This window comes from Streptococcus dysgalactiae subsp. dysgalactiae (genome assembly GCF_900459225.1).
In the GTDB taxonomy this organism is placed as follows: Bacteria; Bacillota; Bacilli; order Lactobacillales; family Streptococcaceae; genus Streptococcus; species Streptococcus dysgalactiae.
The window spans coordinates 1,785,542-1,809,421 of the sequence record NZ_UHFH01000003.1; the positions used below are offsets into that span (position 1 = coordinate 1,785,542).

Sequence of the window (23,880 nt, forward strand, 5' to 3'; positions counted from 1 at the left end):
GAAAGGCCTCCCTTAGCTTGATAAACACGTAGGGAGACTCCAAAAGGATTTTTAATAGCGACGAAAACGTTGGTAACGTTCTTCTAATAATTGTTCAAGCGGTTTCGCTTGTAAATTGCCCATTTCTTCGATGAGATGGGCTTTTATCATCTCAATAATTTCACTTGAAAAATAACCATGTTCTGGAATAATACGGTCTACTATTCCCATTTTGTAGAGTTCACCCGCTGTGATTTTCATCAATTCAGCGGCCTCGGTCGCCCTTGAACCATCCTTCCATAAAATAGAAGCAAAGCCTTCTGGGCTAAGAACCGCATACATAGTATTCTCAAGCATCCAGACCTGATCGGCAACCGCTAAGGCCAATGCGCCACCAGAGCCTCCCTCACCGATAATGATGGCAATAATGGGAACCTTGAGGTCACTCATTTCCATCAAATTCTTAGCGATAGCTTCTCCTTGGCCACGTTCCTCGGCACCAACACCAGGATAAGCACCAGCTGTATTGATAAAGGTCACAACTGGTCGTCCAAATTTCTCTGCCTGTTTCATTAAACGTAGGGCTTTCCGATAACCTTCAGGATTGGGCTGCCCAAAGTTTCTTGCTAAGTTATCCTGTAAGTTTTTACCTTTTTGGATACCAATAACCGTGACTGGTTGACCTGCAAGGTAAGCTAAACCACCAACGATAGCACCATCATCTGAAAAATGACGATCCCCATGCAGCTCCATAAAATCATCAAAGATAAGGCTAGCGTAATCCAAGGTGGTTAAACGCCCTTGATCACGCGCTTCTTTCAAAACTCTTGATACATCTGTCATTGGCCACCTCCATGAAATGCTACCAAGTGAGCAACCTTGTCTCGCAATTCTGTTCGTTTCACGATAGCATCTACAAAACCATGGTCTTGTAAAAATTCTGCTTTTTGAAAATCATCCGGCAAATTCTCACGTACTGTGGTTTCAATAACACGGCGTCCAGCAAATCCAACCAAGGATTGAGGTTCTGCTAAAATAATATCCCCTTCCATGGCAAAACTAGCTGTTACCCCACCAGTAGTTGGATCTGTCAAAATAGTGAGGTAAAAGAGGCCTGCATTAGAATGTCTTTTCACAGCTGCAGAGACCTTGGCCATTTGCATAAGGCTCATAATCCCCTCTTGCATACGGGCGCCTCCTGAAGCCGTAAAAATCACCACCGGCAGGTTTTCTTCGATAGCCAATTCAAACAATCGGGTAATTTTTTCCCCAACAACAGTTCCCATACTAGCCATAATAAAGTGAGAATCCATAATAGCAAGAGCAATCTTTTGCTCCTTAACCATAGCCTTCCCTGTCAAAACAGCTTCATGCAGACCAGTTGTTTCCTTGGCTTTTTGTAATTTTTCCTGATAACCTGGAAAACGTAACGGATCCTTGGTTTCAATACTTGTAAATAATTCCTGGAAAGAGCCTTCATCAACTGTTAAGATCAGCCGCTCTTGGGCAGAAATCCTAAAATTATAAGAACAAGTCGGGCAAATCTTGGCTAAACCTAAATCTTTTTTGTAAATCATATGCTTGCAAGCTGGGCATTTGGCAAAAAGTTCATCTGGCACTTCTGGGATAACCTGACTCACCGAGCCTTTGAGGGAATTATTGGGAGTAATACGGATGTATTTATCTTTTTTACGAAATAAGGCCATACCTTCTCCTAATCTTTATTGTAATGTGGTAAAAATGTTTCCATCAAGAAGGAGGTATCATAGTCTCCTGCAATCACTCGTTTATCGGAAATCAAGTCCAATTGAAAATCAGTATTCGTAATGATACCTTCAATTTCCAATTCAAACAAGGCTCGCTGCATTTTCATCAAAGCATCAAAACGATTATCCCCATGAACAATGATCTTGGCAATCATACTATCATAATAAGGAGGAATAGCGTAGCCACTGTAAACAGCCGAATCCACGCGTAGCCCTACACCACCACTTGGCATATACAAATCTGTAATCTTTCCTGGGCTCGGCGCAAAATTAAAGGCAGGATTTTCCGCATTGATACGACATTCAATAGCATGTCCAGTAATGGTGATGTCATCTTGAGAGACAGAAAGAGGTTGCCCTGCTGCAATTCTGATTTGTTCTTTGACAATATCAACTCCTGTTACAAATTCTGTGACAGGATGCTCAACTTGAACACGGGTATTCATTTCCATAAAATAGAATTCCCCACTGTCCTCATCCAACAAGAACTCAATGGTTCCTGCATTTTCATAGGCTACAGCTTTAGCTGCTCTAACCGCTGCTTCTCCCATTTCTTGGCGAAGCGTATTGCCAATAGCAATGGACGGACTTTCTTCCAAGACTTTCTGGTTATTCCGTTGCAAGGAGCAGTCACGTTCACCCAAGTGAATAATCGTTCCGTGAGCGTCACCTAAAATTTGCACCTCAATGTGTCTAGCTGGATAGATGACTTTTTCTAGATACATGGCTCCATTTCCGAAAGCACCTAGGGCTTCTTGACTGGCAGCATTAAAAGCTGCTTCCAAATCTGCCTCTGTCTCCACTTTACGAATCCCTTTACCACCGCCACCTGCCGATGCTTTTAACATAACAGGATAGCCAATCTTATTGGCAATAGCTAAGGCTTCTTGGGCGTTATAAACTTCACCATCTGATCCTGGAATAACTGGCACTCCTGCCTTGATCATTTCAGTACGGGCATTGATTTTATCACCCATTTTATCCATAACCGATGCGGAAGGGCCGATAAATTTGATGTTCATCTCCTCACACATGGTCGTAAATTTTGAATTTTCACTTAAAAAGCCGAAGCCTGGATGAATAGCTTGCGCTCCTGTCACAATAGCTGCTGACAAGACGGAATTCATGTTCAGGTAAGATTCCTTGGAACGGGCTGGTCCAATACAGACAGCTTCATCTGCCAAAATCGTGTGAAGAGCTTCCTTGTCTGCTTCTGAATAAACAGCAACTGTGGAAATCCCAAGTTCACGCGCTGCGCGGATAATACGCACCGCAATTTCCCCACGATTGGCAATTAAGATTTTTTTAAACATAAGGGTTTCTTCCTCCGGAGAATCGTTATTCTCATTGCCCGAAGGCAAAGGTCAATATCCCGCTTGCTGCTAGCTTGCCATCCACTTCTGCCTTAGCTTCCACAACAGCAATCGTGCCACGGCGCTTGATAAAAGTGGCTGTCATGACAAGTTGGTCCCCAGGAACGACTTGTTTTTTAAACTTCACTTTATCCATGCCCGCGTAAAAAACCAACTTCCCTTTATTTTCTTCTTTTGACAATTCCAGTACACCGGCTGTTTGAGCCAGAGCTTCCATAATCAGAACACCTGGCATAACCGGATACTGAGGAAAATGCCCGTTAAAGAAAGGTTCATTAATGGTCACATTTTTAATGGCAACAATGCGATCCTCTGACACCTCTAATACACGATCAACCAATAACATCGGGTAGCGATGAGGCAAAACTGCTTGAATTTCTCTAATATCCATCATTTGATCCGCACCAATCCTTGTCCAAATTCAATGACATCTTCATTTGATACCAAAATTTCTGTAATCACACCATCACATGGCGCTGGCACTTCGTTCATCACCTTCATGGCTTCGATAATCACAAGGGTTTGTCCTTTTTTTACGGTATCTCCGACTGCCACAAATGGCGGCTTGTCAGGACTAGCTGCAAGATAGGCTACACCAACCAGAGGACTTTCAATAATATCACCTTCAGCTACAGCTTTTTCTGATGGTATTGTTTCCTCAACGATACTCTCCGACGGTGGGGTTGAAGCAGGCGTCTCCGAAATGACTGGACTCGGGACATTAGTTACCTGCGGCGCAGGCGTTCCTTGCTCTTGACTAGATACAGCTTGGACAAAATGTTGTTCATTTTTACTAAAGGCTAACTCACCTTCATTTGTTTTAAATGAAAATTCACGTAGGCTTGAGGCATCAAACTGTGCCATCAAATCCTTGATTTCTTGAATATTCACGTTAATCCTCCCAACGCTTGAATGCTAGTACCGCATTGTGACCACCAAAGCCAAAGGTATTTGAAATAGCATAGTTGATAGCCGCTTCTTTTCCTTCTCCAAAGATGACGTTTGCTTCAATATCTTCTGACAAGGCTTGAGTACCAGCCGTCATTGGAACGTAGTGATGGCGCATAGCTTCAATAGTTGCAATAGCTTCCACCGCTCCTGCAGCACCAAGAAGGTGACCCGTAAACGATTTTGTTGAAGACACCGGAACATCCTTACCAAGAACGGCTACAATCGCTTGACTCTCGCCTTTTTCATTGGCTGGCGTTGATGTTCCATGAGCATTGACATAATTAATATCACTCGCCTCAATACCAGCTTCTTGTAAGGCTAGGTGAATAGCTTTACGCGCACCCAATCCTTCTGGATGAGGAGAGGTCATGTGGTAAGCATCGCAGGTATTTCCATAACCCACAATTTCTGCTAAGATCGTCGCCCCGCGTTCTTGCGCATGCTCTAGGCTTTCTAAAACGAGCATTCCTGATCCTTCTCCCATGATAAAGCCATTACGATCTTTATCAAATGGAATAGAACTTCTGCTTGGGTCTTCAGTTGTTGACAAGGCTGTTAAACTTTGGAAACCAGCAATCGCAAATTTTGTGATAGCCGCTTCTGAACCGCCAACCATCATCACATCCTGCGTTCCAAATTTAATGGCACGGAAAGCATCTCCAATCGCATCATTGGAAGAAGCGCAGGCAGTATTAATTGATTTACATACTCCTTGTGCTTTCAATTTCATGGCCACATTACCTGCAGCCATATTTGGCAAGGCTTTTGGCAAGGTCATTGGTTTCACACGTTTTGGCCCTTTTTCATGTAGGCGAATGACTTGTTCTTCAATCTCTTGGATACCACCAATTCCTGAGGCAACAATAACCCCAAAACGATCGGCATCAATGCTATCAATATCTAAGTTAGCATGCTCAACAGCTTCCATCGCTGCATAAAGAGCATAAAGAGAATACATATCAAAACGGTTCAAATCTTTTTTCACAAAGTATTTGTCAAATGGAAAATCTTGAATTTCAGCCGCATTTTTGACCGCATAATCAGTGGTGTCAAATTTAGTAATAGGACCAATACCGATTTGACCAGTTTTCAGATTGTTCCAAAATGTTTCAGGATCATGCCCTATTGGAGATGTTAATCCATAACCTGTTACTACTACTCTTTTAAATGTCATTTCACTACGTCTCCTTATTGCATTGTCATACCGCCATCAATAGCGATAACTTGTCCTGTAATATAGTCTTGTCCAGCTAAGAAACTTGCTAGTTGGGCAACTTCTTGCGCTTTTCCGATGCGTTTCATAGGAATCTGTCCTAAAATTTGCTCCTGCATCTTCTCAGAAAGAACGTCTGTCATATCTGATTCGATAAATCCTGGTGCAATAGCGTTTACTCGAACATTCCGAGCAGCAACTTCACGGGCAACAGACTTGGTAAAACCAATCAAACCTGCTTTTGAAGCAGCATAGTTCGCTTGACCAATATTTCCTGTTAAACCAACCACACTAGAAACATTAATAATAGCTCCTTGGCGAGCCTTGGACATCGGCTTCAAGACTGCTTGTGTCATGTTAAAGGCTCCAGTCAAATTGATTTTCAAGACGCGTTCGAAATCTTCTTCCGTCATTTTAAGCATTAATTTATCATTGGTAATCCCAGCATTATTCACCAAAACATCAACTGAACCTAAATGTTCAATAGCTTCGCTGACCATGCGTTTAGCATCGGATGCTTCTGAAACATCTCCAGAAATAGCGACGACAGTTACCCCGTAATCTGCAAAGCTGGCAACGAGGTCATCAGAGATAGCAGAGCGACCATTCAAGACAATATTAGCTCCTAAGCTGGCAAATTGATGAGCCATCGCTAAACCGATACCTCTTGTTGAACCTGTAATAAAGATATTTTTCCCTTTAATTTCCATGAGTTTCCTCTCTATCTATCTAAAAATGAGCGTAAGCTTACCATGTCTTCGATACTGCTGCATGGCAATTGTTTGTTAATTTTCTTCACAAATCCTGTCAAGACCTTACCTGGTCCAATCTCAATAGCCTGAGTCACTCCGTTTTCAGTCAAAGTGGCAATGCTATCATAAAAACGCACAGGCTCCATGACTTGACGGGCTAATAGTTCTGGGATACGGTCTTTTTCCATAATACTTGCTTCAGTATTACCAACAAGAGGAATATTAAAATCATTAAAGGTATAATGTTCTAATTCTCTCGCCAATAAACGGCTAGCTGGTTTTAACAAGGCTGTATGGAAAGGCCCTGAAACATTCAAAGGAATTAAGCGTTTAACACCTTTTTCCTTCAATAATTCAACGGCAACATTCACGGCTTCTGCCTGCCCACCGATGACAATTTGGCTTGGGGTATTATAGTTAGCCGGAGATACCACTCCGTGCACAGCTGCTAGTTGACAAGCTTCTTCGATAATCTGAGCATCTGTATTCATCACAGCAACCATCTTACCAGACCCCGATGGGGCAGCTTCTTCCATCAAGCGACCTCTTTTAGCTACCAAAGCTAACGTGTCTTCAAAAGAAAGAGCTCCAGATGCCACCAAAGCAGAATACTCTCCTAAAGAAAGTCCTGCTACCATATCTGGTTTAATGTGATGCAAACCTAAAACACGATAGATAGCAATCGACGAGGTCAAAATAGCTGGCTGAGTGTAGCTGGTTTGGTTGAGTTTTTCCTGATCACTGTCAATGAGACGACGCAAATCATATCCCAATACTTGACTAGCTTGGTCAAAGGTTTCGCGAACAATAGCAAAGTGATCGTAAAAGTCTCTTGCCATTCCTAATTTTTGAGCACCTTGGCCAGCGAATAAAAAGGCTGTTTTTGTCATTGTCATTATCCTTTACCTTGTAGCTCAGTTATCTAAAGAAGCTGCTTGCCAGCGCTTAGATTCTTCTTGGATAACACTGGCAGCACCGTAGTAAATGTCTTTTAGAATAGCTTCGCAGCTCTCTTCTTCCTTCACAAGACCAGCAATCTGACCTGCCATAACAGAACCATTTACCACATCACCGTCGACAACTGCGTTTCGAAGAGACCCTGCTCCCATTTCCTCAATATCATCTGCCGTTTTTTGATTTGTTAAAAATTCTTTTTCAGCCTTGGCATAAGCTGAGGTCAATTTGTTTTTAATAGACCGAACAGGATGACCCACAACCTGAGCAGAAATCACCGTATCGATATCTTTTGCTTTCAAAATTTTATCTTTAAAATTTTGGTGGGCATTAGATTCTTTAGCCACAACAAAGCGTGTGCCAACTTGGACAGCTTCAGCACCTAGCATAAAGGCTGCTGCTGCTCCACGGCCATCGGCAATCCCTCCTGCCGCAATCACAGGGATAGAAACAGCTTCGACCACTTGTCTCACGAGAGTCATAGTTGTTAATTTACCAATGTGTCCTCCAGCTTCCATGCCTTCAGCAATCACTGCATCGACACCAAGTTTTTCCATCCGTTTGGCAAGAGCCACACTTGGAACCACTGGAATAACAATAATACCTGCCTGATGCAGACGTTCCATGTATTTTCCTGGATTTCCTGCACCTGTTGTGACAACTTTGACACCTTCTTCAATAACCAAATCAACAATATCATCGGCAAAAGGTGACAACAGCATGATATTCACCCCAAAGGGTTTGTCCGTAATCGCTTTAACACGGTCAATGTTGGCTTTAACAACTTCTTTTGGAGCATTTCCCCCACCGATGATACCTAGCCCACCAGCATTGGACACTGCTCCTGCTAAATCACCATCTGCGACCCAGGCCATACCTCCTTGAAAAATGGGATAATCAATATTAAGTAATTCTGTAATATGTGTTTTCATAATAACCTTCTATAAGTAATAAGGAGAATAATTTGATAATCAAACTATCATGATAAGAAGAAAGAGTGAGCTAGATCCTAAAAAGGGTCTAATCTCACCCCAACGGTTTGACTAATACATCTTATATTATCCAGTCATGATAGAGACAGGGGACAGCTCACTTTTAATCAGTTGCTGCTATATCAGTCAATCCTAGTTTTATTTTGTTTTTTCTTCAACGTAGGCAACAAGATCACCCACAGTGTTCAAACCTTCTTCAGTTTCAATTTGGATATCAAAGGCATCTTCGATTTCTGAAATAACTTGGAAAACATCAAGTGAATCAGCATCAAGATCATCAAAAGTTGTTTCTAATGTTACTTCTTCTGTTTCCTTACCAAGTTCTTCAACGATAATTTCTTGTACTTTTTCAAATACTGCCATTTTTATTTCTCCTTAAAAATATAAATTTATTTTTATAAATGTGCTAGGCACATGATATAACTAGATTTTAACAATTAGACTTCCCCATGTCAAACCTCCACCGAAACCGGAGAGCAAGACTTTTTGGGTACCATCTAGTCTAATCTGCCCATTTTGGACAGCTTCTGATAAGAGAATTGGGATACTAGCTGCACTGGTATTCCCATAATGTTCCATATTCTCAAGGAACTTCTCCCTAGGAAAGTCAATTTTCCGAGCCATTTTATCCAGGATACGACGATTAGCTTGATGTAACAGGAGATAATCTAAATCATCATTAGTTAGACCTGATTGCTCAATTATCCCAGAAATGTTTTTAGACACATCTCTAATCGCAAAATCAAAGATAGCGCGCCCATCCATTTGGATAGTGTGGGTAACTTCTTGACTAAGAGAGAATGGGGAAGAAAGTCCCGTTTGCCCCGAAGTCAAATGCTGCCCACGCGCTCCATCTGTATGTAAAGATTCTGCTAAGAGATGCTGGTCTTGACTAGCTTCTAGCAGAACACCTCCAGCGCCATCTCCAAAGAGAACAGCTGTCGTCCGGTCTTTCCAATCAATGAGTTTTGATAAGGTTTCTGCCCCAATCACCATCCCCTTTTGATAGGACCCTGACGAGATGAGCTTATCAGCCATAGTCAAAGCAAAGACAAAACCACTACAAGCAGCTGTTAGATCAAAAGCAAAGGCTCTCGTAGCACCAATAGTCGCTTGAACAATTGCTGCCGTCGAGGGCATTGTACCATCAGGACTAATCGTCGCAACGATAATAAAATCAATTGCATCAGCTGCTAGACCAGACTTTGTCAAGAGTTGTTCTGCGACTCGACTCGCCAAATCACTAGTGAGCTCCTCTCTGACAATATGCCTTTGGGCAATTCCGGTTCGAGAAAAAATCCACTCATGGCTGGTATCCATTATGTTTGCTAAATCATCATTGGTCACTAGCTGTTTGGGAGCATAGTGAGCCACCTGACTGATTTTCGAAAAGACCATTTAAACCAAATCCTCCAAAAATTGATGTAGGTTACCTAGTCCGCGCATTAACGCTTGCATCTCTTCGTCACTCATATCAGCAATCACATGTCCAACCATGTTTTTGTGAAACTTAGCATGAAGGCGATCCAAAAGGCGACCTTTTTTTGTTAGTGACAGGTAAACCACCCGTCTATCTGAACTTGACCGCGTTCTTTCGATGTAGCCTTTTGCTTCCAGTTTATTCAAGCTAGTGGTTACTGTTCCCAATGTCACCATTAGTTCTCTAGCAATGTCACTTGGCGTCACCTGATCATATTTTCCAATAATCTCAATGGTGTGCATCTCTTTTAAAGAGACATCACTAAACTGACTCGTCTTTAAGCTCATTTCTTCGATAACCAAAATCCGGTTGAAAATATCAACTAAGTATTGGTTAATTTTGTCATATTCCAAGTAAACACCTCCTAGCAATAAACTTTGACAATCAAAGTATATCAAAGGTCAAAGTATTTTGCAAACAATAGCTGTCTTACTTCCCTTGGAAATTTGGTCGTCGTCTTTCGCCATAAGCTCTGACACCTTCTTTGAAATCCTCTTTGAAGGCTAGCTCTTCTTGAATGTCAAGTTCTTTTTTAGCATACTCTTCCCAGCCGGTAAAGAAACTCTGCCACACTAAAGTCTTCATTCCAGCATAGGAATTGGAAGACCCACGTCTTAACCGTTTTAACAGTTGAAGACAGACTTTGTCTAACTTATCGGACTCGGCTGCACGATAGACAAAGCCATAGTCAAGCCCTTTTTCTGCCGTCACCCCTTCGCCCGTCATGACAAGATAAGTGGCACGATTAAGACCAACAGCACGTGTTAGTAGAAACAGACCTCCCGCATCTGGTGCCAAACCAACATTCACAAAGGCTTGAATAAATTTTGTTTGGGTACTGGCAATGCAAAAATCCGCTGCCAAAGCAATATTAAATGCTGCTCCAGCTACTGCACCATCTGCACAAAGAATAACCGGTTTCGGAAGTTGTTTGATCGCAAAAGAAATTTCTTGGACTAACTCCGCAATCTTAACCAATGATTGCACGTCATCCTTTTCAACCGCAGTTTGCATCTCAACCAAGTCCCCACCAATGGAGAAAACTTTCCCAACAGCTTTAATCATTAAAAAGCGTACGGATGGATTTTCCTTTACTTTCGTCAAAGCTTGTAAGATTTCTTGGCAAGTTGGAATATTAAAGCCATTTGAAACCTCTGGACGATTTAAGGTTAGCGTCGCAAGGTCGTCTTGAATGTCAAAAATGATATAGTTAAACGGCATCACAGTCCTCTTTTCTGATAATTTATTTGATAACAAAATTATTTTATAAATAAATGATTTGATAATCAAATTAATTACCTAAATATAATACACCAGTTTTTTCTCTTTGGCAAGAAAAAAATTGACAGAAGTCACCGAAAACGTTTTCGCTATCACCATAAAATTAAAAAAAACGTACGCATTTAAAGAAATAACTCTCTAAATGCATACGTTGACGTCGTTTAAATATCTTCTAAAGCATCTTTGACTTTATCAAAGAATCCTTTTTTCTTTGGATGTAATGGTTGTTCACCACTTGCCTCAGCGAAGGCTTTTAAAGCCTCTTTTTGAGCATCGTTAAGTTTAGTTGGAGTGATAATATTAACAGTCACATGCTGATCTCCTTGGCCACCACCACGGAGTTTTGGTGCCCCTTTTCCTTTAAGACGGAAGGTTTTACCAGTTTGCGTTCCTGCTGGAATAGCCATTTCCACATCACCATGTACTGTCGGAATGTCCACAGTATCCCCTAAAGCTGCTTGGGTAAAGGAAATGTCTAGGCTGTAATAAATCGTCGAACCATTTCGCTCAAATTTCTTACTTGGTAAGACATTCAAAATAACGAATAGGTCGCCATAAGGACCTCCATTAAAGCCTGCTTCCCCTTGACCTTGAAGACGAATCTGTTGACCAGTTTCTACACCAGCTGGGATTTTAACCGAAACTTTGTGAACTTTCTTTTCGTGACCAGTACCATGACAAGTTGGGCAGGGTTCTTTAATCTCTTGACCAGTACCATGACAGACATCACAGGTCACTTGTCGACGCATCATTCCAAGTGGGGTTTGAGTATCAACAGTCATCACTCCTGAACCATGACACTTATGACAAGTTACTGGACTGGTACCAGGTTTGGCACCTGAACCTGAACAAGTGCCACAAGTTGCTTCACGATTATAGCTAACTTCCTTTTCAACACCAAAAACCGCCTCTTCAAAGGAAAGATTAACACGGTATTGTAGGTCATCTCCTTGACGAGGAGCATTAGGGTTACGCATGCCACCGCCACCAAAGAAACTTGAGAAAATGTCCTCAAAACCGCCAAAGCCGCCTCCATCAAATCCACCAAAGCCGCCTGCTCCCCCACCGAAGCCACCGTTGGCGCCTGCTGCACCATATTGGTCATAAGCTGCGCGTTTTTGAGAGTCACTTAGCGTTTCATAAGCTTCTTGGACATCCTTATACTTTTGTTCAGCACCAGCTTCCTTATTAATGTCTGGGTGATATTTCTTAGACATTTTTCGATAAGCTTTTTTAATATCATCTTGGGACGCATCCTTAGAAATCCCCAGACGATCGTAATATTCTGTATTGTTCATAATGTAAGATACCAAGCCGTAAAACGGCTCAATGAAAAATAGGAAATCCGACGAAGATACTCTCGTATCTAGGAGGTATTTCTCTTTTTTCGCAGAGTCGTAGGCGTGTGCAAATCCGCAAAAGGGATTTTACACGCTTTGGCCTGTGTTCGAATAATCGAACTTGTATTCCTTTCTTTGAAATTTAGAAAGTAGCCCGTGTTCAGTTAAGAACATTTTCCTTTCTGTAAAGGTTATTTTGAAATGAGATCAGCGTCAAAGTCTGACTTGAAATTCTCAAATTCCTCTTCTGAAAGATTAAAAACTAAGTCTTCTTCTGCGTAGGTCGCTTCTTCTCTGAAGAATTTATTCGCATCCTCTGTTAAATTAAGCGACGTGAGGACTGTTCTTGCAAATTCCTGATGAGCAAAGCCAATTGCTGTCACGATATTTTGGTCTTTCAAAACTGAAAGTGGCTTGAAATTTTCCTTTGGGATAAAGTCAAAGTAATCAAAGAAATTTTGCCAAATTCCTCCAGTGAAAGTTTTGTCTTTTAGAAGCCCTGCTTTCGCCAATAAAATGGGAGCCGATGAAATTGCAGCAATCAGAATAGATTCTTCATTTAGACCAGCTAAAAATGTGAGCAACTCCTTATCACGTAAGGCCGGCTTAAAGTCAATCATTCCTGGTAGGATGAGGCAAGAATAATCATCAATGGAAATCTGCTCAAGAGTTTTTGTAGCCTGACAAGAGAGCCCGTCCTCTGAAACAATGAGGTCTTTGGATGTTGCGATGTAGTCAATATCAACACCAAAAGAAAGAACAAGTGTACTAGTTAAGGCCGTCACTTCATAAAGGGAAAAATATGGATAAATCAGACAAGCAACTTTTTTCATGAAATTCCTCTTTAGTTCTTCTTAGCCAAAAACAGAGGTTGGTTGTCAACCTCTGAGTTTGTACCATATTTGTAAGTTAAATTGAGCACAACCTAAAATCCGAGTGAAAAAGATAAACTTCCTTGTGTGCAAGCACACGCTTTTTTAGTCTGTAAACCTTAACCACTCGCTCTTTGTCTCTAGGCTCATGGGATAAAACAGTCCGCAGGACTGTTTTATTTCTCCGTAAACTCACCGTCTACAACACCATCGTCATTTGATGAATCACTTGTTTGAGCGCCTTCTGCACCTTGCGCTGCTTGTTGTGCTGCGGCTGCTTGTTCATACATTTTAACTGCAAGAGCTTGTGCTTTTTCGTTGAGCGCTTCAAGTTTTGCTTTCATGTCCTCAAGGTTACCTGATTCTTGTGCAGCTTTCAATTCATCAAGGGCTGATTGTGCTTGATCACGTTCAGCGTCAAAGCCTTTACCTTCAGTTTCTTTGATTGTTTTTTCAGTTGCAAAGATAGCTTGGTCAACTTCGTTTTTAAGATCAACTTCTTCTTTACGTTTCGCATCTGCTTCAGCATTTGCTTCAGCGTCTTTCATCATGCGATCAATTTCTTCTTCTGAAAGACCATCATTTGACTTAATAACAATGTGTTGTTCTTTTTGAGTACCAAGGTCTTTTGCTTTTACAGAAACAATACCATTTTTATCGATATCGAATGTTACTTCAATTTGTGGAATACCACGAGGAGCTGCAGGAATATCTGTCAATTGGAAGCGTCCAAGAGTCTTGTTGTCTGCTGCCATTGGGCGTTCCCCTTGAAGAACGTGGATATCAACGGCTGGTTGGTTGTCTGCTGCAGTTGAGAAGACTTGTGATTTAGACGTTGGAATAGTGGTGTTACGATCAATAAGTTTTGTGAAGACACCACCCATTGTTTCGATACCAAGTGACAATGGGGTAACGTCAAGAAGAACAACGTCTTTGACATCACCAGTGATGACACCACCTTGGATAGCAGCACCCATAGCAACCACTTCGTCAGGGTTCACAGATTTGTTTGGTTCTTTACCAGTTTCAGCTTTAACCGCTTCGACAACTGCTGGGATACGAGTTGATCCACCAACAAGAATAACTTCGTCGATTTCTGACAATGACAAGCCTGCATCTGAAAGGGCTTGACGAACTGGAGTTTTCGTGCGTTCTACAAGGTCGCGAGTAAGGTCGTCAAATTTAGCACGAGACAAGCTCATTTCTAAGTGAAGAGGACCAGCAGCACCTGCAGTGATAAATGGCAATGAGATTTGAGTTTGAGTGACACCTGACAAATCTTTCTTAGCTTTCTCAGCAGCATCTTTCAAACGTTGAAGCGCCATTTTGTCTTGAGAAAGGTCAATACCATTTTCTTTCTTGAATTCTTCGACTAAGAAATCAATGATTTTTTGGTCAAAATCATCACCACCAAGTTTGTTATCACCTGCTGTTGCCAATACGTCAAAGACACCATCACCTAATTCAAGGATTGAAACGTCAAAGGTACCACCACCAAGGTCAAAGACCAAGATTTTTTCTTCTTTATCTGTTTTATCAAGACCATAAGCAAGTGCTGCCGCTGTTGGTTCGTTGACAATACGTTCTACTTCAAGACCAGCAATTTTACCAGCATCTTTTGTCGCTTGACGTTGCGCATCGTTAAAGTAGGCAGGAACTGTGATAACCGCTTTGGTTACTTTTTCACCAAGGTAGTCTTCAGCATAACCTTTAAGGTATTGAAGAATCATAGCTGAGATTTCTTGTGGTGTGTATTCTTTCCCATTTGCAGCAACTTTTTCAGAAGTTCCCATTTTTGATTTAATTGAGATAATGGTATCTGGGTTTGTGACTGCTTGGCGTTTTGCAGCATCACCTACAATGATTTCACCATTTTTGAAAGACACAACAGATGGTGTTGTACGATTTCCTTCTGGATTAGCAATAATCTTTGATTCAGTTCCTTCAAGAACTGCAACTGCTGAGTTAGTTGTTCCTAAGTCAATACCAATAATTTTAGACATGTGTCATACCTCTTTTATATTTTTCTTATACTAGTCTAGTTTAACGACTTGGCGGTCGAAGTGTTGTGTTTTCTTTTTGAGCTCAGTACCTTCGCAATCGCTGCGCAGTCACCAAAATTAATTATAAACAACAACCATGGCTGGTCTTAGCAAGCGCTCATGTAGTTTATAACCTTTTTGGAATACCTGTGCAATGCTATCTGCTGGGTGTTCATCATCAGCTGGCAAGGTTTGAACTGCCATGTGCAAATTGTGATCAAAACTTTCCACAGCAACTTCTTCGATACCCTCTTCTTTAAGGGCTTGAACGAGACTTTCTTGAACCATTTCAAGTCCCTTTTTAACGTCGTCTGTTAACCCCTCAACTGCTAACGCACGTTCTAAGTTATCAAGACTTGGGAGAATTTTTTTCGCTAAGTCTTGCGACCGGTAACGTTGCAAGTTTTGACGTTCTTCATTAGCACGGCGTTGGATGTTTTGCATTTCTGCATGAGCACGAAGGTATTTGTTTTCAAACTCCTCGGCACGCTCATTGGCCAATTCCAAGTCTGTTTTTTCAGGAGTTTCCTCAACCACTTCTTCTGTTGATACTTCTTCTACTTCAACAGTTTGGTCAAGTGACTCTTCCTTGACTTGCTCTTCTTTTGCTTTTTTTGACAAGGTAACACCTCTTTCTTACTTTTTCATTGCATCAGCTAGCCTTAGTTAACTTCATAGTGATTACTGTTCAAATAACGGTAGTAATCTCGTAATTTAACAGCTAGAATACGCCCAATAACATTAATCAAGCTGACACTACGGCGATAGTCCATATCAATAGGCCCAATCAGACTAAGTAGTCCAAATCCACGATAAGGAATCAAAAATTTGTAGGTCAACAAGGTCACATTCGCTAAAGCAGCCTCTTTGCTATCTGCTACTCGCACCATAGCCATGTCATCTTCAGCCATGCTTTGCCTAATCGACAAAGCAAGTCTCTGCTCATGGTCAAGGAACTGATAAGTAGCTAGGCCAGCATAGTCCAGAGCTGCTACTTTTCCAGAAACAAAAACGGTCTCTTGAAAAAGCCCTTCAAAAATGTAATCAAATAAATCTAAAACATTGTCAGTCACTGTGAAATACTTTTGAACAATCTGCGGAATTTCTGTTCGTAATTTATAGTGAACATCCATCACATCTCTACCTAGTAAGCGCTCATCCACGATCTCCTTGAGAACCAAAAGATCCTTGCTAAGAAAGTTTTTAGGGATGGCAAACTGAACAGTTATAGGTTTTGATTCATCTAAAGTTAGCACCGCTAAGGCATCATGATTTGATAATTGAACGACATCAAAGGCTGTTAACTTCTGCCTAGCAGGTTCAACATCTAAAATAACAGCCGTATACCCTGTAATATCTGCTAAAATCTGACTGGCTTTAGCGAGAAGATCTTCTAATCTAAAGGCTTCAAAATCGAATGCTTTGACCAATTGATAAACATCTTGCTCATCAATATTATCTAAACTGAGCGAGTGCTCCACGAAATACTTAAATCCTGCTGCACTCGGCATCCGTCCACTAGAAGTATGTGCTTTTTCCAGGAGGCCTAGCCTTTCTAGCTTTGCCATATCATTTCTGATCGTGGCACTACTTGAGTCAATGACTGACTGTAAAGCTTTTGAGCCAACTGGTTCATGAGTCTGTGTAAATAATTCCACGATGAGATTTAAGATGTCATTTTGACGCTCGGTAATCACAAACCAATCACCCCTTTCGCTTAGCACTCTATGTGTTCGACTGCTAATTTATATTTCCATTATACTCCTTCCCAAACACATGTCAAGGAAAAAACTCAAAAAATTAGCACTCTTTTTTTAGAGTGCTAATTTTATCAATCATAACTTGTCAGGTCTTTCTCTTCAATCACTTTAATCAATCGTTTGGCATAGGTAGCCTCCTCGCTATAACGATAATCTTGTAGACTCTGTGCTGGAGCCTTATAACCTTTTTCGGTTGCCAAGCTTCGATATAGTCGTTTATCAATCTGTTGCCCTTGACTAAGCATACTCAAATAATCTCTGATAGAACTTTCCCTATCCTTATACACAGCATATCGGACAACTTGCCCACTTTTTAGGGAATCTTTTAATCTGATGCCGGGCTGACCTAAGTCAGCCTCCTTAGAAAAGAGATTATGATACTTAGCAGCCAGTAAAGTTCTTCCATTGTCAGTTTCTAGAAGAATTTGGCCAATCAAAATGGAAGGCCTAATCCCATAATGTTCCGCTAGAGGTTTAACTTCTGGCGCAAGGTTTTTAATAAATTGGTCTTGATTGTAACCAACGTTGATTTCCTTTGTCGCACTAGCCATTCTACTATTTAGAAGGAGAGGACCAATTATCAAAACTAAAAAGAAGAGGAGCATGGTGATAAAATAGGGAAATTTCAGTCGACTTCTCATTGTTTCTCCTTTAGAGCACTGATATATTCTTCGAGGGTTAGGCGGTGCTTGGTCATGTAGCGAGCGGAGGCTTTACCGACATAACGGTAGTGCCAATCTTCATACCCTACTCCTGTGCTTTTGGTTTTACCATCGGGAAAGCGGAGCACAAAACCATATTCAGGTGCTATTTTTTGAACAGCTTGAGCCACTTGAGGATCACTGGCATTTAAACTATCCACGGTACTCATATCAATGGCAAGCCCTGTCTGATGCTCACTAGCTCCCGCAGGTTGTGAGTAAGTTTGAACCAAAGCTTCGGCAGCCTCCCGAGTCAAACTGGGATCGTTAGCCATTTCTTGATCAATATATGATTGGTACAGCTCTGCTTGGTAAGCTACGGAGCGATAACCTGAAATAAGGTGCTCTTGTGGGTCAATAGCCTGAGCTGCCGCTAAAAAATCAGCAGTAGCCTGTTCAATACGCTTGTCCACCGACACCCCATTCACATCAACCAATTCTGGGCTCAATTCCTCAGTTATATGGTCCCGATTCACTAAAATCAATTCCCAATCTTTTGGAGAGACTTTAGGAAGCCCTGTGGACTCTTTGCTATTTTTGACCACTTTTTGACTGCTTGCCTGTTGACTTGAAGGCGTCTTGGTGGCCTGCTTCTCTGGCTTAATAAAGAGGTAAATACCTCCGACAAAGAGCAGGACAACCAGTGTTTGTAATAATAATTTAAAATGATTATGCTTCATCTGACTTTGCTTCTATTATTTCACGGCCACGGTAGCGATAACTCATATCTCCAATGGTTTTGATGGTAAATTGCCCATCTTCAAATTCGACAACAGTGACACTGCCGTTATCAATATATTGTTTCTCACGGTCAGGATCGATTAGCCACATAAATGTTCCAATAGTCATCCCATGGCTAACCACAAGAGCATTCCCGCCGCCAGCATTTTGAATGGATAAGGCAATCGCCTCAAAACCGTCCCAGATACGCTTGCGAAGAACTTCCCACGGTTCTGCCCAATTAGCTGTATCAACTTCTACGATACTTTCTGCTAATTCAGAATAGGGAACATCACGTAGGTTATCACGGTTTTCAAAGGCTTTTGTTCTTGGAAGGACACCTAGAAATAATTCTGAATCGTAAGCGCCATCTAAGCTACCAAAGCACCACTCACGAATGCGTTTATCGCGGGTGTACGGGAGGAATTCATTTTCAGATTCTCTCAAAATAATCTCCATGGTTTGCATGGTCCGGCCTGAATCGCTAGAAAAAGCAGCTTTAAAAGGTATGCCTGAATCCTTTAAGCCTAAACCTAATTCGCGGATACCTTCTTCTCCTTTTTTGGTAAGAGGTGTGTCACTCCACCCTTGAGCACGCCCAATGGTATTAAACATGGTTTTCCCATGTCTGGCAATATAGAGTCTTGTTTTCGTCATGTTAACCTCCAAAAATCTCTTCTTATTATTATAGCATGTAACAAAAACACTTGCAAAAACAGAGATATTTAAAAATCTCTTATGAGGATTTTTGACTTTTCGAATCGTAGTCGTCCCTGTTCCTCTTGTGACAGTTACATTTTGCAAAAAGGTGTCAAAACGGTAACATGAACAATTTTTTGTTAACTAGCTGATATGAAATCTACATATAAGAAGCCTATAATAGAAAAGCAACCGATAAAAAGATAAGACATTTTATGTTGCAAAAAAGGCTGTTTGGCGCTATGCCATGCAGCCTTTTTTTATTATCGTTTTCCAAATATAGCTGAAACAAGAGCAATCACTATGGCAGCTCCCAAGATTGATGGAAAGACAGCCATGCCAGCTAACTGAATACCCCAATCCCCAAATAAGCGTTGTCCCACAGCTGATCCAATAAGACCAGCTGCAATATTAGTGAAACAACCCATGGATTGACTCTTTTCAGTGATTTTACCAGCTATCATACCAATAAAAGCACCAACAATTAAAGACCAAATCATGTTCAATATTCCTTTATCATATCATCATTTTTAACTGACTTGCAATAAATTAGCGATTAGCAAGACTTCTTCAGAATCTTTTTTGCCTCTTGACTGCTTTTAGTAACCATCTTTCTCTTTGATAAAGCAACAAATCTCTAAAGGAAATCAGTAGAACAGCAACTAAAATCAAAGCCATTCCTAGAAGATCAATAACGTAAAAAAGTTCTTTCATTAGCACAATGGCGAAAAAAACCGATGCTACTGGCTCTATGGACGCCAACAAAGTCGCCTTAACGGGACCGATGAGTGAAGCTCCTTTTAAGAAAAAGGTATAAGCAAAAATAGTTCCAATCCCAATAATTCCAATAAGGGCTATTAGATTATCAGCCGTTAACATAAGGGGATAGCGCCAAGCCCTCGTTACGATTGGAAAAACCACTCCTCCCATTAACATCGCAAGTCCAATAACGATCAAGCTGCCCCAAGTCTTAATCATATTAACGGGTTTAATCACGCAATAAGCATAGGTAAGGGCTGAAAAAACTCCCCAGAAAAGACCAATTGGGCTAATGGCTAAGTGAGATAGATCTCCATGACAAGCCATAATAACTGTGCCAAGTATAGCTAAGAGAATTGCTAGAGATTCTGTGATAGTCGGCAACCGTTTAGCTGTGGCGGACACAAAAATCAACACTAAAATAGGAGATAAATACTGTAACACAGTGGCTGTGCCAGCATTGGAATAACGGATCGCCATCAAATAGGCGTACTGATTGAGCCCCAATCCTAAAAGACTATAAATCAAGAGTTCCTTGAAATGTTTTTTAGTGGTCACAAGGGCAATGACTTTTTCTTTGTGACGCCACAGGACTAGGGCAGTCAAGACGACCCCTGAAATCATGAGCCTTAACGACGTTAGCAAATGAACATCCGTGCCATGAGCCATTAAATATTGACCAAAAGCACCTGAAATTCCCCAAGCTAGCCCTGCCAAAAGAACCATTAAACTACCTTTAACCGTTTTTGACATGCTATCCCCTTTCTCTGCTTCATCACCAACCATTTTAGCATAGTTTTAGAAGCTTTGATAGTCCATCTAAGCCTACAAGTTTTCCTATTTCCAGAACTGAAAAGAATAGCAGGTCACCAACTCCGCTACTTCAATCCTAATCCGCCTAAAACAAATAGACAAAAAGCAGCCCACCTTCCAGGGTGACTGCCTTTTAACAAACTAAAAGTTTGTTCAAAAAAGTTTAATCTAACAGTTTTTGCAATTCTTGAGCTAATAATTGTTGAGCGACTTGTGGGTTGGCTTGACCTTTGGTTGCCTTCATCAAGAAGCCTGTGAAAGCCTTATCAGCATTACGTTTGCCTGATTTGAAATCAGCCACTGCAGCTTCATTATCAGCAAAGACTTGATGAATAATTGGTACCAGAACAGCTGGATCAGAAATCTGAACAAGCCCTGCTTTTTCCACATAAGCACGTGCTGAGCCACCGTTTTTAGCCAAATGCACAAAAACCTTCTTAGCCATTTTAGAAGAGATTGTACCATCAGCAATGATAGCAATCATCTCCACCAAATTTTCTGGTGTCAGAGCGATTTCTTCAATGGTTTTGCCTTCTGCATTTAAGAATTGGGCAACTTCTCCTTGCAACCAGTTAGAGACTTGCTTGGCATCGCCACCAAGACTTACTGCAGTTTCAAAGAAATCTGACAAGGCTTTGGTAGCTGTTAGTTGGCTAGCATCATAAGCTGAGAGGCCAAGTTCCTCTTCGTATTTAGCACGACGCTGAGCTGGGAATTGAGGTAATTGAGCACGCATCTCGTCAATCCAAGCATCATCAATCTCATATAATGGCAGGTCTGGTTCTGGGAAATAACGATAGTCCGCTGCCCCTTCTTTGACCCGCATCAAAATAGTCCCCTTATTCGCTTCGTCATAGCGGCGCGTTTCTTGGCGTATCACACCACCTGAACGCAAGAGTTTGGCTTGACGTTCCACCTCAAATTCAAGCCCTTTACGGACATTTGAGAAGGAGTTCAAGTTTTTCAATTCGGTCTTTGTTCCAAATTGTTCTTGCCCGTAAGGACGAAGAGAAATATTGGCATCCACACGCATGGAGCCTTCTTCCATCTTGACATCAGAAATACCCGTATACTGGATGATTTCTTTCAGAGCTGTCAAATAAGCATAGGCTTCTTCAGGAGAACGCATGTCGGCTTCTGACACAATCTCAATCAAAGGAACTCCTTGGCGGTTAAGGTCCACATAAGAATAACCATCTGTGCCATGAGTGTTTTTACCAGCATCTTCTTCCAAGTGTGCGCGTTCAATACGAATTTTCTTGGTTGAACCGTCTTCCAATTTAATCTCAATCCATCCGTTGTAGCCAATCGGCTCGTCAAACTGTGAAATTTGATAAGCTTTAGGATTATCTGGGTAGAAATAATTTTTGCGGTCGAAATGCATCTCTTTATGGATGTCCATATTAAGGGCAAGCGCTGCTTTTATGCCCGCATCAATCACCCCTTTGTTCATGACTGGTAAGACCCCTGGGAAAGACCAATCAATCACATTCGTGTTGGCATTTGGGTCCTCACCAAAGTGAGCTGACGAAGGTGAGAAAATTTTGGAATTGGTATTTAATTCCACATGGACTTCAAGCCCAATAATGGTTTCAAAATTCATTACTTGTCACCTCCAAAAATAATCGGTTGTTGCTTGTGATAATCTGTCACCGCTTCAAAGGCTGCTGCCGCTTGATAGATGGTTTCTTCAGCGTATTTCGGACCAATTAATTGAAGCCCTACTGGCAAGCCATCGACGAATCCTGCTGGAATAGAAATACCTGGCAGACCAGCCAAGTTAACCGGAATGGTCAATAAGTCGGCCAAATACATGGCAACAGGATCGTGGTTGAGTGTGTCTAAGCCAAAAGCAACCGTCGGTGTTGTTGGGCCTAGAATAAGATCATAATCCGCAAAGACCTTGTCAAAATCTTGAATAATCAAAGTGCGCACTTGACCGGCCTTTTTGAAATAAGCGTCATAATAACCTGATGACAAACTAAAGGTCCCAAGCATGATACGACGTTTAACCTCATCACCAAAGCCTTGGCTACGAGTGTTAACATAGATTTCATCCAAGTTTTTAGCATCGTCAGCACGGAAACCATAGCGAATGCCATCAAAACGTTGTAAGTTTGAGGACGCTTCTGACGAAGCAATAATGTAATAGACAGCCACACCATATTTGCTATGTGGAAGACTAACTTCCTCAACAGTAGCTCCTAAGGCTTCAAATTGTTTAGCTGCCGCAAGAACCGTTTCCTTAATCTCAGGATCAATCCCTTCGCCAAGATACTCTTTAGGAAGGGCAATCTTCATGCCTTTAATGTCACGACCAATCTTAGATGTGTAGTCTGCAATGCGGACAGGCGCTGAAGTGGCATCCTTGATATCGCTACTTGCAATCACATTTAATAATTGGGCGTTTTCTTTAACTGTCGGAGCAAAAGGTCCAATCTGATCAAGTGAACTTCCAAAAGCAATGAGACCATAGCGAGAAACAGTGCCATAGGTTGGTTTCAAACCGACAACACCATTAAATGCAGCTGGCTGCCGAATAGAACCACCAGTGTCTGAACCAAGAGATAAACGGACTTGTCCTGAAGCGACTGCTGTTGCCGAACCACCTGATGAGCCACCAGGTACTTTTGTGTGGTCCCAAGCATTTTTCGTTTTCTTGAAATAAGAGGTTTCTGTTGAACCACCCATGGCAAATTCGTCCATGTTGGTTTTTCCAATGACAATCATGTCTTTAGCGTAGGCATTTGCTACTGATGTGGCATCAAAAATCGGCTCGTAGTTATACAACATTTTTGAAGCGGCTGTGGTTAGGATGCCCTTGGTTGAGATATTATCCTTAACAGCTAGTGGAATACCCGACATGAGGTTATCAGCATCAATACCTTTGGCATCAATTGCCGCAGCTTGTTTAAGAGCAGCTTCTTCTGAAACAGTGATAAACGACCCGACAGCCTCCTCACGAGACTTGATGTCTTCAAGTGTTTTTTGAGTCAATTCGGTTGCGGAAATCTCCTTAGCTACAAGGAGGTCATGCAACTCTTCAATGGTTTTATGATTAAAAGACATTAGGCATCTCCTCCGTCATCCAAAATAGCAGGTACCTTGATAAAGTGATTTTCTTTTTCAGGAACATTTTTAAAGAGCAAGGCACGGTCTGTTCCTTCTTCAGCGACATCTTGACGCATCACATTTTTCTTATCTGCCATGGTTGTTGTAATGGCCACACCTTCGGTATCAACTTCGTTCAGCAATTCAACCATGTCAACGATTTTAGATAGGGTCGTTGCAAAGGTTGTTGTCTCACTTTCTGAGAATGATAATTTTGATAGCTTCGCGACATGGCGAACTTCTTCTTCAGAAATTTTCATGATTTCTCCCATCCAAGATGACAAGAAGTATTCCAATTCCAAAGAACAGCTCTGCCATTCTC

General features: G+C 41.5%; 26 protein-coding genes. All 26 read right to left on the reverse strand.

All coding sequences use genetic code 11. The annotated features are described in order from the left end of the window. Positions 1-51 precede the first annotated feature (51 nt). Positions 52-822 carry an acetyl-CoA carboxylase carboxyl transferase subunit alpha gene (locus DYD17_RS09185; protein WP_003052502.1) on the reverse strand — a complete coding sequence of 257 codons (771 nt, stop codon included), beginning with the start codon at positions 820-822 and terminating at the stop codon, positions 52-54. Then, positions 819-1,685, reverse strand: a complete 867-nt coding sequence (accD, locus tag DYD17_RS09190) for an acetyl-CoA carboxylase, carboxyltransferase subunit beta (RefSeq protein WP_046177769.1) — start codon at positions 1,683-1,685, stop codon at positions 819-821. The genes DYD17_RS09185 and accD overlap by 4 nt, the downstream gene beginning before the upstream one ends. 8 nt (positions 1,686-1,693) lie before the next feature. After that, a complete protein-coding gene (locus tag DYD17_RS09195; RefSeq protein ID WP_003052506.1) occupies positions 1,694-3,058 on the reverse strand; it encodes an acetyl-CoA carboxylase biotin carboxylase subunit in 1,365 nt (454 codons plus the stop codon). A gap of 31 nt (positions 3,059-3,089) precedes the next feature. Next, positions 3,090-3,512: a 3-hydroxyacyl-ACP dehydratase FabZ gene (gene fabZ / locus DYD17_RS09200; RefSeq protein WP_003052508.1), complete on the reverse strand. Its 423-nt coding sequence runs from the start codon at positions 3,510-3,512 to the stop codon at positions 3,090-3,092. Then, the gene (accB, locus tag DYD17_RS09205) at positions 3,509-4,009 is read right to left on the reverse strand and encodes an acetyl-CoA carboxylase biotin carboxyl carrier protein (RefSeq protein ID WP_115253100.1); all 501 of its coding nucleotides are present in this window, start codon (positions 4,007-4,009) and stop codon (positions 3,509-3,511) included. The genes fabZ and accB overlap by 4 nt, the downstream gene beginning before the upstream one ends. 1 nt (position 4,010) lies before the next feature. Beyond that, entirely contained in the window at positions 4,011-5,243 is a 1,233-nt protein-coding gene (gene fabF / locus DYD17_RS09210; RefSeq protein ID WP_003052511.1) for a beta-ketoacyl-ACP synthase II, read from the reverse strand. A 14-nt stretch (positions 5,244-5,257) separates the two neighbouring features. After that, positions 5,258-5,992 carry a 3-oxoacyl-[acyl-carrier-protein] reductase gene (fabG, locus tag DYD17_RS09215; RefSeq protein ID WP_003052513.1) on the reverse strand — a complete coding sequence of 245 codons (735 nt, stop codon included), beginning with the start codon at positions 5,990-5,992 and terminating at the stop codon, positions 5,258-5,260. An 11-nt stretch (positions 5,993-6,003) separates the two neighbouring features. Next, on the reverse strand, positions 6,004-6,924 hold the full coding sequence (fabD, locus tag DYD17_RS09220; RefSeq protein ID WP_003052515.1) for an ACP S-malonyltransferase: 921 nt from the start codon (positions 6,922-6,924) through the stop codon (positions 6,004-6,006). A gap of 24 nt (positions 6,925-6,948) precedes the next feature. Then, positions 6,949-7,920, reverse strand: a complete 972-nt coding sequence (gene fabK, locus DYD17_RS09225) for an enoyl-[acyl-carrier-protein] reductase FabK (RefSeq protein WP_003052517.1) — start codon at positions 7,918-7,920, stop codon at positions 6,949-6,951. Positions 7,921-8,118: 198 nt separating this feature from the next. Further along, positions 8,119-8,343, reverse strand: a complete 225-nt coding sequence (locus DYD17_RS09230; protein ID WP_003045024.1) for an acyl carrier protein — start codon at positions 8,341-8,343, stop codon at positions 8,119-8,121. 60 nt (positions 8,344-8,403) lie between these two features. After that, complete coding sequence (locus tag DYD17_RS09235) at positions 8,404-9,378, reverse strand: beta-ketoacyl-ACP synthase III (RefSeq protein ID WP_115253101.1); 975 nt, start codon at positions 9,376-9,378, stop codon at positions 8,404-8,406. Beyond that, positions 9,379-9,813 (reverse strand): fatty acid biosynthesis transcriptional regulator FabT, encoded by a 435-nt coding sequence (gene fabT, locus DYD17_RS09240; RefSeq protein ID WP_003052521.1) that lies wholly within the window; start codon positions 9,811-9,813, stop codon positions 9,379-9,381. A gap of 76 nt (positions 9,814-9,889) precedes the next feature. Then, entirely contained in the window at positions 9,890-10,681 is a 792-nt protein-coding gene (locus tag DYD17_RS09245) for an enoyl-CoA hydratase (RefSeq protein WP_115253102.1), read from the reverse strand. Between the two features lie 221 nt (positions 10,682-10,902). Then, positions 10,903-12,039, reverse strand: a complete 1,137-nt coding sequence (dnaJ, locus tag DYD17_RS09250; protein WP_003052525.1) for a molecular chaperone DnaJ — start codon at positions 12,037-12,039, stop codon at positions 10,903-10,905. Between the two features lie 233 nt (positions 12,040-12,272). After that, positions 12,273-12,914 (reverse strand): DJ-1/PfpI family protein, encoded by a 642-nt coding sequence (locus DYD17_RS09255; protein WP_003052526.1) that lies wholly within the window; start codon positions 12,912-12,914, stop codon positions 12,273-12,275. Between the two features lie 215 nt (positions 12,915-13,129). Beyond that, positions 13,130-14,956 carry a molecular chaperone DnaK gene (gene dnaK, locus DYD17_RS09260; RefSeq protein WP_115253103.1) on the reverse strand — a complete coding sequence of 609 codons (1,827 nt, stop codon included), beginning with the start codon at positions 14,954-14,956 and terminating at the stop codon, positions 13,130-13,132. Between the two features lie 117 nt (positions 14,957-15,073). Beyond that, positions 15,074-15,616 carry a nucleotide exchange factor GrpE gene (grpE, locus tag DYD17_RS09265; protein ID WP_003052530.1) on the reverse strand — a complete coding sequence of 181 codons (543 nt, stop codon included), beginning with the start codon at positions 15,614-15,616 and terminating at the stop codon, positions 15,074-15,076. Positions 15,617-15,657: 41 nt separating this feature from the next. Further along, on the reverse strand, positions 15,658-16,692 hold the full coding sequence (gene hrcA, locus DYD17_RS09270) for a heat-inducible transcriptional repressor HrcA (protein ID WP_003052532.1): 1,035 nt from the start codon (positions 16,690-16,692) through the stop codon (positions 15,658-15,660). Between the two features lie 134 nt (positions 16,693-16,826). After that, a complete protein-coding gene (locus DYD17_RS09275; protein WP_115253104.1) occupies positions 16,827-17,396 on the reverse strand; it encodes a glucosaminidase domain-containing protein in 570 nt (189 codons plus the stop codon). Further along, positions 17,393-18,136, reverse strand: coding sequence for a M15 family metallopeptidase (locus DYD17_RS09280; protein ID WP_003052536.1), 744 nt, complete (start codon positions 18,134-18,136; stop codon positions 17,393-17,395). The genes DYD17_RS09275 and DYD17_RS09280 overlap by 4 nt, the downstream gene beginning before the upstream one ends. Continuing rightward, a complete protein-coding gene (locus DYD17_RS09285) occupies positions 18,126-18,833 on the reverse strand; it encodes a histidine phosphatase family protein (protein ID WP_003061134.1) in 708 nt (235 codons plus the stop codon). Before DYD17_RS09285 ends, DYD17_RS09280 begins: the two co-directional genes overlap by 11 nt. Positions 18,834-19,138: 305 nt before the next feature. After that, positions 19,139-19,375, reverse strand: a complete 237-nt coding sequence (locus DYD17_RS09290; RefSeq protein WP_003052537.1) for a GlsB/YeaQ/YmgE family stress response membrane protein — start codon at positions 19,373-19,375, stop codon at positions 19,139-19,141. A gap of 70 nt (positions 19,376-19,445) precedes the next feature. After that, positions 19,446-20,387, reverse strand: coding sequence for a DMT family transporter (locus DYD17_RS09295; RefSeq protein WP_003052539.1), 942 nt, complete (start codon positions 20,385-20,387; stop codon positions 19,446-19,448). A 223-nt stretch (positions 20,388-20,610) separates the two neighbouring features. After that, complete coding sequence (gene gatB / locus DYD17_RS09300; protein WP_003052542.1) at positions 20,611-22,050, reverse strand: Asp-tRNA(Asn)/Glu-tRNA(Gln) amidotransferase subunit GatB; 1,440 nt, start codon at positions 22,048-22,050, stop codon at positions 20,611-20,613. Further along, positions 22,050-23,516, reverse strand: coding sequence for an Asp-tRNA(Asn)/Glu-tRNA(Gln) amidotransferase subunit GatA (gatA, locus tag DYD17_RS09305; RefSeq protein WP_003052543.1), 1,467 nt, complete (start codon positions 23,514-23,516; stop codon positions 22,050-22,052). The genes gatB and gatA overlap by 1 nt, the downstream gene beginning before the upstream one ends. After that, positions 23,516-23,818, reverse strand: coding sequence for an Asp-tRNA(Asn)/Glu-tRNA(Gln) amidotransferase subunit GatC (gene gatC, locus DYD17_RS09310; RefSeq protein ID WP_002988561.1), 303 nt, complete (start codon positions 23,816-23,818; stop codon positions 23,516-23,518). The genes gatA and gatC overlap by 1 nt, the downstream gene beginning before the upstream one ends. Positions 23,819-23,880: the final 62 nt, after the last annotated feature.